This window comes from Breoghania sp., assembly GCF_963674635.1.
Classification (GTDB): domain Bacteria; phylum Pseudomonadota; class Alphaproteobacteria; order Rhizobiales; family Stappiaceae; genus Breoghania.
In genome coordinates, this window is record NZ_OY771475.1 from 3,888,896 (window position 1) to 3,901,706 (window position 12,811).

9 protein-coding genes are annotated in these 12,811 nt (G+C 64.0%); 6 read left to right on the forward strand and 3 right to left on the reverse strand.

The window, feature by feature from the left end:
* The first annotated feature begins 102 nt into the window (after window positions 1-102).
* The gene (locus ABGM93_RS16880) at window positions 103-1,446 is read left to right on the forward strand and encodes a HAMP domain-containing methyl-accepting chemotaxis protein (RefSeq protein ID WP_321501438.1); all 1,344 of its coding nucleotides are present in this window, start codon (window positions 103-105) and stop codon (window positions 1,444-1,446) included.
* A gap of 281 nt (window positions 1,447-1,727) precedes the next feature.
* Here ABGM93_RS16880 and ABGM93_RS16885 read toward each other — a convergent pair whose 3' ends face one another.
* From ABGM93_RS16885 to ABGM93_RS16895, 3 genes are all read right to left on the reverse strand, one after another.
* Window positions 1,728-3,161, reverse strand: a complete 1,434-nt coding sequence (locus ABGM93_RS16885; protein ID WP_319775048.1) for a glutamate synthase subunit beta — start codon at window positions 3,159-3,161, stop codon at window positions 1,728-1,730.
* Window positions 3,162-3,173: 12 nt separating this feature from the next.
* Window positions 3,174-7,874, reverse strand: coding sequence for a glutamate synthase large subunit (gene gltB, locus ABGM93_RS16890; protein ID WP_321505982.1), 4,701 nt, complete (start codon window positions 7,872-7,874; stop codon window positions 3,174-3,176).
* A 396-nt stretch (window positions 7,875-8,270) separates the two neighbouring features.
* Window positions 8,271-8,438 carry a hypothetical protein gene (locus ABGM93_RS16895; protein ID WP_321501441.1) on the reverse strand — a complete coding sequence of 56 codons (168 nt, stop codon included), beginning with the start codon at window positions 8,436-8,438 and terminating at the stop codon, window positions 8,271-8,273.
* 607 nt (window positions 8,439-9,045) lie between these two features.
* Here ABGM93_RS16895 and ABGM93_RS16900 point away from each other — a divergent pair.
* The 5 genes from ABGM93_RS16900 to ABGM93_RS16920 all read left to right on the forward strand — a co-directional run bounded on the left by ABGM93_RS16900 (window position 9,046) and on the right by ABGM93_RS16920 (window position 12,774).
* Window positions 9,046-9,363 (forward strand): DUF2282 domain-containing protein, encoded by a 318-nt coding sequence (locus ABGM93_RS16900; RefSeq protein ID WP_321501443.1) that lies wholly within the window; start codon window positions 9,046-9,048, stop codon window positions 9,361-9,363.
* Between the two features lie 7 nt (window positions 9,364-9,370).
* Entirely contained in the window at window positions 9,371-10,270 is a 900-nt protein-coding gene (locus ABGM93_RS16905; RefSeq protein ID WP_321501445.1) for a DUF692 domain-containing protein, read from the forward strand.
* Window positions 10,254-11,039 (forward strand): DNA-binding domain-containing protein, encoded by a 786-nt coding sequence (locus tag ABGM93_RS16910; protein ID WP_321501446.1) that lies wholly within the window; start codon window positions 10,254-10,256, stop codon window positions 11,037-11,039. Before ABGM93_RS16905 ends, ABGM93_RS16910 begins: the two co-directional genes overlap by 17 nt.
* A 40-nt stretch (window positions 11,040-11,079) precedes the next feature.
* Window positions 11,080-11,655: a DoxX family protein gene (locus ABGM93_RS16915; RefSeq protein ID WP_321501449.1), complete on the forward strand. Its 576-nt coding sequence runs from the start codon at window positions 11,080-11,082 to the stop codon at window positions 11,653-11,655.
* Between the two features lie 69 nt (window positions 11,656-11,724).
* Entirely contained in the window at window positions 11,725-12,774 is a 1,050-nt protein-coding gene (locus tag ABGM93_RS16920) for a low specificity L-threonine aldolase (protein ID WP_321501451.1), read from the forward strand.
* The last annotated feature ends 37 nt before the right edge of the window (window positions 12,775-12,811 follow it).

Here is a 12,811-nt window from a genome sequence, read left to right on the forward strand (position 1 = left end):
ATGACCAGCAGACTTCGGATCGACACGTAGACGGGAGGCGCGTGCAAGGGTTGCATCAGCTGCTTTTCCCGTTTGCGGGCCGTGCGTAGCCGAGGTTCCCAGATGCTTGAAGCTTCCCGCTCGATTTTCCGCCTGACCATCCTCGCCCGTTTCATGCTGCTGGTTGCCGGTGCCGCCGCGATCATGGTGGCCGGTACGGCCTACTCCTTTTATGTTTTCGGCCAAGCGCTTACCTCCACCCTCGGCAATCCGGATCTCGCAGCAGCTTTCGTCGGCGGCGATCTGAGCGCCAACATCAACGCGTTGATCATCGACCAGATGATGCAGATCGCGCTTGTCTGCATGCCGGTGGGCATTGTTTTCGTCATCGTTGCGATTGTGCTCGCCTACGGGGTGGCGCGGCCTTTGAAGCGGCTGCAGGGCGGTCTGGAGCAAATGTCTGCGGGGGACTACGAGGTTCATATCGATGGCGGGTCGCGCAATGACGAAATCGGCGCGATCGCGCGCTCGGTGATCGCGTTTCGAACCGGGTTGGCCGAACGCGCCCGCACCCAGGCGGAGGAGCAGGCTGAGGCGCAGCGACGGGCGGATGAGGAACGTCATCAGCTGATGATGGATGTGGCGGAAGACTTCGAGCGCTCCGTCATGAGCGTGGTGGCGGCACTAAGCGTCGCGGCCGGGAAGGTCGGCTCCAACACCGACAATCTGCGCGATGCTGTGGGCGCTTCGGGCGATGCGGTGTCGGCGGTTTCGCAGGCCTGTGCCGATTCCAACTCCGCCGTGGATGCGGTCTCGTCCTCGGCTGAAAAACTGTCGGAGGCGATCAGCGGCATCGGGCGGGAAATGACGCAAGCCGCCGCCATTGCGGAGGAAGCGGTTGGCGAGGCGCGTGAGACGGACGTCATTGTCGGCCGGCTCGCGGAGACCGGAAAGGCCATCGGCGAAGTGGTGGATCTGATCAACCAGATCGCCGATCAGACCAACCTTCTGGCGCTCAACGCCACCATTGAGGCGGCACGGGCCGGGGAGGCGGGGCGCGGCTTTGCTGTCGTTGCCAATGAGGTGAAGGCGCTTGCCGGACAGACCAGCAAGGCGACGGAGGAAATCTCCGCGCAGGTGGCTTCCGTGCAGAAGGTCGCCGATCAGGCGGTGCAGGCCATCCGTTCCATTGCCTCCACGATCACCCGGATTTCCGAGATTTCCGGGCATATACTCGGCGCGGTGAATGCGCAGACAGAGGCGACGCAGGAGATCTCGCGTTCGGTCGTTCATGCCAATGGCAGCACCGAGCAGGTCAATCTCAACGTGGACAGGCTTGCGGCCGCAACCTCGACCAGTGACGGCGCATCGCAGGAAATGCGTGCGGCGGCAGGGGAGCTTGAAACGCTCTCGGGCCGCCTGGAGGAGCAGGTCGGCCAGTTCCTGACAAGCATGCGCGCGGCGTAGACGACGGGCGTCTGCGCCCTGTCCGCAAATGGCTGTCGGGCCTGTCGAGCAAGCGGCCGATCCTTCGAGACGGTCGCTGACGCGACCTCCTCAGGATGACGTTGTGTGGTTGGGCGGACCTGCGGAGTGTGCGCCACCTTTAACGTCATCCTGAGGAGGCCCGAAGGGCCGTCTCGAAGGATCGGCCACCCGCTCGTGCCTATCGCCTTTTCTCACACAGACATAAAAAAACGGCGCGGCCCGAAGACCACGCCGTCCTTGTCGTTTCAATCCCGCTTGCCTCAGCGCGGCAGCTCGGTCGTGCCCATCAGGTCCAGGTCGATGGAGCGTGCGGCCTGGCGGCCTTCGCGGATCGCCCAGACCACCAGCGACTGGCCGCGGCGCACATCGCCGCAGGCATAGATGCCCGGCACGGAGGTGCGATAGTCCTCGGTGTTGGCCTTGATGTTGGTGCGCGGATCAAGTTCCAGATCGTCGCCCAGTTCCTTGATGTAGGTGTCGAGGCGCGGGCCGGAGAAGCCGATCGCCGCCAGCACGAGGCTTGCGCGCAGCACGAATTCCGTGCCCTCGATGGGAACGCGGCGCTCGTCCACGCGGGCGCATTTCACACCCGTGACGTGTCCGTCCTCGTCACCGATCAGGGCCAGCGTGGCGGCGGAGAATTCGCGCTCCGCGCCTTCGGCCTGCGAGGAGGAGGTGCGGAACTTGGTCGGCCAGTAGGGCCATACCGCCAGCTTGTCCTCTTTCAGCGGCGGGATCGGGCGAATGTCGAGCTGCGTCACCGAAACCGCGCCTTGACGGAACGAGGTTCCCACGCAGTCCGATGCGGTGTCGCCGCCGCCGATGACGACGACATGCTTGCCGCCGGCCCACAGCTGCTCCTCGTGGGAAACGTCCTCGCCATTGATGCGGCGGTTCTGCTGAACGAGGAAGGGCATCGCCCAGTGGCAGCCGTCGAGCTCCATGCCGGGCACACCCGGATCGCGCGGCCGCTCGGCCCCCGTTGCGAAGAGGAACGCGTCGTGGCGGCTCTTCAGTTCGGCGACGGAGACCGTGGTGCCGACATCGACGCCATATTCGAAGACCACGCCTTCCGCTTCCATCTGCTGGACGCGGCGCTGGATGTGGTATTTTTCCATCTTGAAGTCGGGGATGCCATAGCGCAGCAGGCCGCCCGCAAAGGGCTCGCGCTCATAGACCACGACATCATGACCGGCGCGCGCAAGCTGCTGGGCCGCCGCAAGGCCCGCGGGGCCCGACCCCACGATGCCGACGCTCTTGCCGGTGCGCTTTTCGCAAGGCTCTGGCGTGATCCAGCCGTTCATCCATGCCTTGTCGGCGATGGACTGTTCGACCGTCTTGATGTTGACCGGAATGTCCTCAAGGTTCAGCGTGCACGCTTCCTCGCAGGGCGCCGGGCAGACGCGGCCCGTGAATTCCGGAAAGTTGTTGGTGGAGTGGAGGTTGCGTGTGGCCTCCATCCAGTCTTCTTCAAAGACGAGATTGTTCCAGTCGGGGATCTGGTTGTCCACGGGACAGCCATCCGGGCCGTGACAGAACGGAATGCCGCAATCCATGCAGCGGGCCGCCTGGCGCACCACTTCCGGCTCGGAGAGCGGAAGGGTGAACTCGCGGAAGTGGCGAATGCGATCGGAGGCAGGCTGATACTTCTGGTCCTGCCGGTCGATCTCGAGAAAGCCGGTTACCTTACCCATTTTCTGCGCTCCCTATTCGGCCGCTGCCTGGTTGCCCAGGCGCCGCTCTTCCATTTCGCGCAGAGCGCGTGAGTATTCGACCGGCATCACTTTCACGAATTTCGGTCGGAAGTCGTTCCAGTTGTCCAGGATCTCCTGCGCCCAGGCGGATCCCGTGTGGTGGATGTGCTTGGCAAGGATCTGGCGCAGACGCTCGTCATCGTGACGGGTCATGTCCGCGGTCAGGTCCACACGTCCCTTGTGCTCGATGTCGCCGCCATGGTGGTGCAGCTTCTCAAGCAGGTCGTCCTCTTCCGCCACCGGTTCCAGATCCACCATCGCAAGGTTGCAGCGCTGGCGGAAGGAGCCGTCCTCGTCGAGCACATAGGCGATGCCGCCGGACATGCCCGCCGCGAAGTTGCGGCCCGTCCAGCCCAGAACCACGACAACACCGCCGGTCATGTATTCGCAACCGTGGTCGCCGATGCCTTCCACGACCGCCAGAGCGCCGGAGTTGCGCACGGCGAAGCGTTCGCCCGCGATGCCGCGGATGTAGCATTCACCCTCAGTCGCGCCGTAGAGGATCGTGTTGCCCGCGATGATCGAATGATCGGGATCCGCGGCGCATTTGGGATCGGGTCGGATGACGATTGTGCCGCCCGACAGGCCCTTGCCCACATAGTCGTTGGCGTCGCCCATCAGATCGAAGGTCACGCCGCGGGCCAAGAAGGCGCCGAAGGCCTGACCGGCCGTACCGTTGAGCGACACGGAGATCGTGTTTGCGGGCAGGCCCTTGTGGCCATAGCGCTTGGCGACCTCGCCCGACAGCATGGCGCCTGCGGAGCGGTCCACATTGTCGATATGGGTCTCGATCTTCACCGCTTCCTTGTTCTCAAGCGCGGGCATCGCCTGGGCGATCAGCTTGCGGTCGAGAATGTCGTGGATCGGATGCTCCTGAAGCTCGGTGTGGCGGCAGGCTTCGGCCGGCGCATCGGGCTTGTAGAAGATGTTCCCGAAATCGAGCCCACGGCCCTTCCAGTGATCGATCATCGGCTGCTTGTCGAGCAGGTCGGAGCGGCCGATCAGTTCGTCGATGGTGCGGAAGCCGAGTTCGGCCATCAAGGCACGAAGCTCTTCGGCGACGAAGAAGAAGTAGTTGATGACGTGTTCCGGCGCCCCCTTGAACCGCTTGCGCAGGACTGGGTCCTGGGTCGCGATGCCCACCGGGCAGGTGTTCAGGTGGCACTTGCGCATCATCAGGCAGCCCGCCGCGATCAGCGGCGCGGTGGAGAAGCCGAACTCGTCCGCGCCCAGAAGCGCGCCGATGAGTACGTCGCGACCCGTGCGGATGCCGCCGTCGACCTGAAGCGCGATGCGCGAGCGCAGCTTGTTAAGAACCAGCGTCTGGTGGGTTTCCGCCAGGCCGATTTCCCAGGGGCTGCCGGCATGCTTGAGCGAGGTCAGCGGGGAAGCGCCCGTGCCACCGTCGTAGCCGGAGATGGTGATGTGGTCGGCGCGCGCCTTGGCGACGCCCGCGGCAACCGTGCCCACGCCCACTTCGGACACCAGCTTGACCGAGATATCGGCCTCCGGGTTGACGTTCTTCAGATCGTAGATCAGTTGCGCCAGATCTTCGATCGAGTAGATGTCATGGTGCGGCGGGGGCGAGATCAGGCCCACGCCCGGCGTGGAATGCCGGGTCTTGGCGATGACCGCGTCCACCTTGTGGCCGGGAAGCTGGCCGCCCTCGCCAGGCTTGGCGCCCTGCGCGACCTTGATCTGTATCATGTCGGAGTTGACGAGATATTCCGTCGTCACGCCGAAGCGGCCAGACGCCACCTGCTTGATGGAGGAGCGTTCGGGGTTGACGGTCCCGTCGGGAAGCGGGTTGAAGCGCTCCGGCTCTTCGCCGCCCTCACCGGTGTTGGACTTGCCGCCGATCTGGTTCATCGCGACGGCCAGCGTCGTATGCGCCTCACGCGAAATCGAGCCGAAGGACATCGCGCCGGTGGAGAAACGCTTCACGATCTCCAGTGCCGGTTCCACCTCGTCGAGCGGGATCGCGGTGTTGCCGATTTCCTCCGCCGACTTGATGCGGAACTGACCGCGGATCGTGAACCGGCCGTTCTCCTCGTTGATGACGCGTGCGAACTCCAGATATTTCTCCGGCAGGTTGGAGCGCACCGCATGCTGGAGATGGGCGACCGCATCGGGCGTCCACATGTGGTTCTCGCCGCGATTGCGGAAGGCGTATTCGCCACCCACATCGAGCGAATTGCGCAGCACCGGCATATTGGAGAAGGCCGCCTGGTGGCGGCGCACGGTCTCTTCCGCAACCTCGTCGAGGCCGATACCCTCGATGCGGGTGGCGGTGCCGAAGAAGAACTGGTCCACGAACTTGGAGGACAGGCCGACCGCGTCGAAGATCTGGGCGCCGCAATAGGACTGGTAGGTCGAGATGCCCATCTTGGACATGACCTTCAAGATGCCCTTGTCGATCGACTTGATGTAACGCTTGACGACTTCGTACTCGTCCACTTCCTCGGGGAAGTCGAGGCGTTCGTGCATCTGCAGGAGCGTCTCGAAGGCGAGATAGGGGTTGATCGCTTCCGCGCCATAACCCGCCAGCACACAGAAATGGTGCACTTCGCGCGGCTCGCCGGTTTCCACCACGAGGCCCACGGAGGTGCGAAGCCCCTTGCGGATCAAGTGATTGTGGACGGCGGCGGTGGCCAGCAGCGCCGGGATCGGAATGCGCGAATGCGATACCAGCCTGTCGGACAGGATGATGATGTTGAAGCCGTTATGGACGGCCTTTTCCGCACGTTCGCAAAGCGCCTGCAACGCATGGCTCATGCCGCCTGCGCCCTTTTCCGCCGCGTAGGTGGTGTCGAGCGTGGTGGTCTGGAACTGGTTGTCGGCGATGTCCCCGATGGCGCGGATCTTTTCAAGGTCCGCGTTGGTCAGGATCGGCTGACGCACTTCAAGGCGCTTGCTGTCGGACAGGCCTTCCAGATCGAACAGGTTCGGACGCGGGCCGATGAAGGAGACGAGGCTCATCACCAGTTCCTCGCGGATCGGATCGATCGGCGGGTTGGTGACCTGCGCGAAGTTCTGCTTGAAGTAGGTGTAAAGCAGCTTCGGCTTGTCGGAGAGCGCAGATAGCGGCGTGTCGGTGCCCATGGAGCCGATGGCTTCCTGGCCGACGGTCGCCATCGGCGACATCAGAAGCTTGATGTCTTCCTGCGTGTAGCCGAAGGCCTGCTGGAGATCGAGCAGGCTCTCGCTGGAAAGGGGCGTGCGACCGGAAACCGGGTCCATGTCTTCCAGCACGATCTGGCTGCGCTTGAGCCAGTCGCGATAGGGATTGGCGGTGGCAAGCTGCTGCTTGACCTCCTCGTCGGCGATGATGCGGCCTTCCTCAAGATCGATCAGCAGCATCAGGCCGGGCTGAAGACGCCACTTCTTGACGATCTTTTCCTCCGGCACCGGCAGCACGCCGACTTCCGAGGACATGATGACGAGATCGTCGTCGGTGACGATGTAGCGGGCCGGACGCAGGCCGTTACGGTCGAGCGTCGCGCCGATCTGGCGTCCATCGGTGAAGGCCACGGCGGCGGGGCCGTCCCACGGCTCCATGAGGGCTGCGTGATATTCGTAGAAGGCAGCGCGTTCTTCGCTCATCAGCGGATTGCCGGCCCAGGCTTCCGGGATCAGCATCATCGCCGCATGGGCCATGGAATAGCCGCCCATGACGAGGAATTCGAGCGCGTTGTCGAAGCAGGCCGTGTCCGACTGGCCTTCATAGGAGATAGGCCAGAGTTTGGAGATGTCGTCGCCGAAAAGCGGCGAGGCGACGGAGGCCTGACGGGCCGCCATCCAGTTCACGTTGCCGCGCAGCGTGTTGATCTCACCGTTATGGGCAACCATGCGATAGGGGTGCGCCAGCTTCCACGAGGGGAAGGTGTTGGTGGAGAAACGCTGGTGGACGAGCGCGAGCGCGGTCTCGAAGTCGGGGTCGATGAGGTCCTTGTAATAGGCACCGACCTGCTCGGCCAGGAACATGCCCTTGTAGACAATGGTCCGGCTCGACATGGAGACGATGTAGAAGCCGTTGTCGCGGCCGTCATTGAGCGCGAAAATCGCGTTGGAGATGATCTTGCGCGTCAGGTAGAGCTTGCGTTCGAAGGCATCGTCGTCGAGCCCGTCGGGGCGCGAGAAGATGACCTGCCGGTGAACGGGCTCGGTGGCCGCGATCTCCGGGTCCTTCGAGAGCGAGGAATTGTCGGTGGGCACCGTGCGCCAGCCGAGCACGTTGAGGCCGTTTTCGGCCGCGGCGCGCGCAACGACGGCCTCGCACTCGGAGCGCACGAGGTCCTCGCGCGGCATGAAGATCTGCGCGATGGCGTAGTGGTTCGCCTCCGGCAGCTCGAAGCCGAGCTTGGCCGCCTCGCGGCGGAACAGCTTGTCCGGGATCTGCAGCAGGAGCCCCGCGCCGTCGCCCATCAGCGGATCCGCGCCCACCGCGCCACGGTGGGTGAGGTTGACCAGCATGCGCAGGCCGTCCTCGACGATCCTGTGCGACTTCACACCCTTCATGTGGGCGATAAAGCCGACGCCGCAGGCGTCATGTTCGTTGCGCGGGTCGTAAAGTCCTTGCGCGGCGGGCAGGCCATGGGCAGCCGCGCGCGTCGTGGACCGTTTGGCTGCCGTCGTGGCGGTGGTCGTTTTCACGCCTCCGGCCTTGGCGGAAATATCGTGCCGGTCCCAATGCGCATTATCGGTTCTGCTCATGCTCTTCCTTGCCCCATTTGCGGCCAGCGCGCCATTTGCGGCGGATGGCCGTTCTCCCTTTTCGCGAGCCCGGCCGCTGGGGGCGGTCGGACCTTGCGGACATCATGCCCGCGCGCAGTTTCCCGCAGCCTTGGGTCAGACCTCCTCTCTCGGGTCATACCCCGTCAGGGTACGGCTCGAGCGACGAGACCGGCCAGGGCCGCGGCTCTGTCGAGTGTGAACGGCTGGCCAGGCGCAAGCCGCTCCCTAGTCGGGCGGGGTTATAACCCCTTTTCAAGCGCGATGCTCGCGGCTTTGTATGCGCGACGTTCATCCCGTCCCGCAAGCGGTTGCCGGTCAGCGGATGCCTTGTCGTCCGTTTTTTGTCGGACGGTTCGCCATTTCCGCGGTCCTGCTGCCGCCAGCCGTGCCTTGCCACGCGACCGGCTGGCTGGCGATGTCATCAATCATGACACCGATCATCACGCCGGTCTTGCGTCTGGCATTGCGCCCGGACGGGGGCAAGCCTGCCTCCATCCGCAGTCCCTGTCGGCGATCGCGACCCTTGCCAGTCATCCTGCGCGCAGGCGCGCGACGCGGGCTTGGAGCGATTGCCGTCCGGACCGAATAATTGGACAGCAGTGCTGTCCTATTCGGGGGCGCAACATGCCAGATTTCTGATCGCACGGCAAGCGGCATTGCGGTTTGGACATTGTGTTTGTTGCCTGCCCGGCCAACCAATTGTCAGTAAAATAAAATTTCACCCGCTTCCAAGCAAGAAAATTGCTGGGAGGCCTCCGGCGAGCGCCTTTTCGAAATGGGTGCCTACGACCTTCGTCGGGGGCGGCTGTGTCTGCGAGGGACGCGCCAGCGGCCACGCCGCCGTGTCTGGCAAGGCGAGGGCGCGGGGAACCTGACGGTTTTATCCGGAATCACCTGGTGTCGAATGCGTGTCGCACGCAAGCGTCACGTTGCTTTGATTTCCGATTGATCGACCGGCTTCGCACAGTGGCCTCCTCAAGCGAGGCGGAGCGGGTCTCGCCCGCCGCCTGAAAGGCACCCGGAACAGGGGCAACGTGTCGCAGCGGGAGGCGTCCTGCAGTGGGCCGGTTTTTCAATGGGAGAGCAAAGCATGAGTGAAGCGAACACGAAGCGTCCGGCAGCACGGGCGGCATCCGGCGTGGTTCTGGCCGCGGCCGTAGCAGCGGCTGTCGGCTCCATGGCCGGGCCGGTGGCCGCGCAGGAGCAGGAAAAATGCTACGGCGTCGCGCTTGCCGGACAGAATGACTGCAAGGCCGGACCGGGCACGACCTGTGCGGGAACCTCCTCGGTCGATTATCAGGGCAATGCCTGGAAGCTGGTGCCCAAGGGGACCTGTCAGAGCGTGGAGCTGCCGGGCGATCGCGTGGGCTCGCTGGTCGAGCTTGAGCGCGATCTGCCGCAAGGCTGATGCCGGCATGTCCAAGGCGATCCTTCCGGACAACAGGGCGGGGGCGGGCCTGAAGCCCGCCCATGTGGGCGAGATTCTGGCCCAGATGCCCGATATCGGCTTCTTCGAGGTGCATGCGGAGAATTACATGGGAGCGGGCGGCCCGCCCCATGCCCAGCTTGGCGCGGTATGCGCGCACTATCCGATGTCATTGCACGGGGTGGGGCTTTCCATCGGTGGCGAGGGGCCGCTCGACGAGGCGCATCTTTCCCGGCTCAAGGCGCTCAATGAGCGTTATTCGCCCGCGCTTTTTTCCGAACATCTGGCCTGGTCCAGCCATGGGGGCGTCTATTTCAACGATCTCCTGCCGGTTGCCTATGATCGCGCGACGCTTTTGCGCGTGGTGGCGCATATCGACCGGGTGCAGGAGGTGATGGGGCGCCCGATGCTGCTGGAAAACCCCTCCACCTATGTCAGCCTTCAGGCGAGCACGATGGGAGAGCTCGACTTTCTCACCGAGGTCTCCACCCGGTCCGGATGCGGGCTCTTGCTGGACGTGAACAATGTGCATGTGAGCGCGGTCAATCACGGCTTTTCGGCGGAAGCGTATCTCGACGCCTTTCCGATCGAGCGTGTGGGGGAAATACATCTGGGCGGGCATGCGCCCGATAGGGACGATGAGGGGCGGCCGCTTCTGATCGATGCCCATGATCGCGCCGTCGATGATCGTGTCTGGATGCTCTATGAACGCGTCATCGCGCGCGCCGGTCCGCGCCCGACCTTGATCGAGTGGGACAATGACATTCCCGCCTGGCCTGTCCTGCGGCGCGAGGCGGAACGGGCGGATGCGATCATGGCGCAGCATGGGCGGCGGGCCGAGCCGCGAAGGGCCGAACCGCGAAGGGCCGCACATGGCGCAGGACGCTAGGCTTTCAAACCGGACGGCTTTCGCCGAGGGGCTTCTTGTCCCGAGGGACGGCGACCTCGTTGTGCCCGCCGGGCTTTGCGCGCCCGCAGGCGGTGGCGTTCGCAGGCGTTTTGCGGTCTATCGCAACAATGTCGCCGTTTCTCTGGGGGAGGCGTTGAGGGCGACCTATCCCGCGCTGGTCCGTCTTCTGGGCGAGGACTATTTTCGTGCGCTGGCGGCGGAGTTCGTATCCCTCCATCCCCCGCGCTCGCCGGTGCTTCTGGAATACGGGGCAGGGTTTGGCGACTTCATCGACGGCTTCCCTCCGCTTGCGAGCTATCCCTATCTTGGGGACGTTGCGCGGCTGGAATACGCTTGGCTTTGCGCGTTCCACGCCGCCGACAGCGCCCCGCTTTCTCCCCACATCCTGAGCGGGATCGACGCGGCTGCGCTGGAGACACTGCGCTTCAAGGTACATCCTGCGACATATGTCGCGCGCTCGCGCTATCCTGTGGTTGCACTCTTTCAGGCGAATCGCGAGGGCGCTGGCGAGGGCGTACCCGGCAGGCCGGTGCCGGAGGCTGCGCTGGTGACGCGACCGGGACTTCCCGTTCATGTCCGCCGCCTTGCTTGTGGCGAGGCGGTTTTTCTGGAGGCGCTGATTGCGGGGGCGACCCTCGCGGAGGCGGTTGCCGCCGCACAGGCGGAGGCGGAAGCGTTCGATCCCGCGCAAGCCATAGCCCTCATGCTGGAGGCGGGCGTCTTCGCGGATGTGATCGAAGAGGGCTGAGCTCAAGGCTGGGCAACGATATCAAAAGGGCTGGGACGTCATGTTTTTTGGAATTTTCAAGCTGCACACGTTGTTCTTCGCCCGGGTTCAACGTGCGTTGCACGGCTGGTTTCCGGGACTGGTGGCGCGCGCCATCTTTGCAAGCGTCTTGCTCTTCTTCTTCCTGAATTCCGCCATGACCAAGGTCGGGACCGGGATCGCGGGGCTGATCCACCCAAGCGCCGGGGCCTATGCGCAGATCCTGCCGTCCATGATGGAAAAGGTCGGCTACGACGTATCGAAGATCGAGTTCTTCCCCTATGGCCTGATGGTGGTTGCGGGCATGTGGGCGGAGTTTCTCCTGCCTGTCCTCATCGTCATCGGCCTGTTCACGCGGCTGGCCAGTTTCGGCTTCATCATCTTCATCGCGGTGATGACCTGGGTGGATATCACCGCGCACCATGTCGGGGCACAGGCAATAGGCGGTTTCTTCGATCGCGCGCCGGGTGCCCTCATTGCGGATCAACGGCTCTTGTGGCTGTTTCCGCTCATCTACCTGACCATTTACGGTGCGGGCGCGGTGTCGCTGGACCGGCTTTTGGCGCGCCGTCAGCTGGATCGGATGCGAGGCTGGTAGGGGACGTGAGGGTCCCTTGCGCAATTTGCGCACTTGCACGTTACGCGCGTGCGTCCTACGGGTTTTTCCATGTATTTCGCCAGTGACAATTGGGCGGGTGCGTCGGATCAGGTAATGGCCGCGCTTTCTTCCGCCAACGATGGTTTCGCCCCGGCTTACGGTGCGGACGATCTTACGCGTCGGGTGGAAGCCCGGTTCAGTGAAATCTTCGAGCGCGAGGTGGCGGTGTTCTTCGTCGCCACCGGTTCGGCGGCCAATGCGTTGGCCCTGTCGCTTTCCTCCAAGCCCGGCGGCGCGATCTTCTGTCAGGACGAAGCGCATGTGGCGGTGGACGAATGCGGCTGTCCGGAATTCATGACCGGAGCGTCCAAGCTCGTGCGCATTCAGGGGCCGAACGGCAAGATCACGCCGGAAGGCTTTGCCAAGGCCATGTCGGCCTTTCAGGATGGCTTCGTCCATCATGGTCGGCCGCAGGCGGTCACCATCACCCAGTCCACCGAAATCGGCACGGTCTACACGCTCGACGAAATCGCCGCCATCAAGGCGGTTGCCGACACCCGCTCCATTCCGCTTCACATGGATGGCGCGCGTTTCGCCAATGCGCTGGTTTCGCTTGGGGTGAGCCCGGCGGACATGACGTGGAAGGCGGGCGTGGACGTTTTGTCCTTTGGCGGCACCAAGAACGGCTGCTGGTGCGCGGAAGCGGTGGTGGTCTTCGACAAGGACAAGGCTGGCGAACTGGAATGGCTCAGAAAACGCGCAGGCCAGCTCTTTTCCAAGAGTCGCTTCATCTCCGCGCAGTTTGACGGGTATCTCGCCAACGATCACTGGCTCGACATGGCGCGCCATTCCAATGCCATGGCGCAGAAGCTGGCCGATGCGGTGGAGGCCAGCAGCACGGCGCGCCTGCCCGCGCGCCCGCAGGCCAACGAAACCTTCATCGTGGTCAAGAAAGCGCGCATCCCGGCCATGCGTGAGGCGGGAGCCGCCTTCTACGAGTGGCCTGCCGATGGTCTTGCCCCCGATCAGGCGCTGAAGGCGGATGAAGAGCTGATCCGCCTCGTGACGAGCTTCCGCACCCGCGAGGCCGATATCGACGCCTTCATGAAGCTTCTCTAGCGCGAACAGGGGCGGCGTGTTTTGCGCCGCCCGTCTC

Excerpts from the sequence above, each read along its gene's own strand:
- ABGM93_RS16880 (WP_321501438.1), top strand. The coding sequence starts at position 103 with ATGCTTGAAGCTTCCCGCTCGATTTTCCGCCTGACCATCCTCGCCCGT.
- ABGM93_RS16885 (WP_319775048.1), bottom strand. The coding sequence starts at position 3,161 with ATGGGTAAGGTAACCGGCTTTCTCGAGATCGACCGGCAGGACCAGAAG.
- ABGM93_RS16900 (WP_321501443.1), top strand. The coding sequence starts at position 9,046 with ATGAGTGAAGCGAACACGAAGCGTCCGGCAGCACGGGCGGCATCCGGC.
- ABGM93_RS16905 (WP_321501445.1), top strand. The coding sequence starts at position 9,371 with ATGTCCAAGGCGATCCTTCCGGACAACAGGGCGGGGGCGGGCCTGAAG.
- ABGM93_RS16910 (WP_321501446.1), top strand. The coding sequence starts at position 10,254 with ATGGCGCAGGACGCTAGGCTTTCAAACCGGACGGCTTTCGCCGAGGGG.
- ABGM93_RS16915 (WP_321501449.1), top strand. The coding sequence starts at position 11,080 with ATGTTTTTTGGAATTTTCAAGCTGCACACGTTGTTCTTCGCCCGGGTT.
- ABGM93_RS16920 (WP_321501451.1), top strand. The coding sequence starts at position 11,725 with ATGTATTTCGCCAGTGACAATTGGGCGGGTGCGTCGGATCAGGTAATG.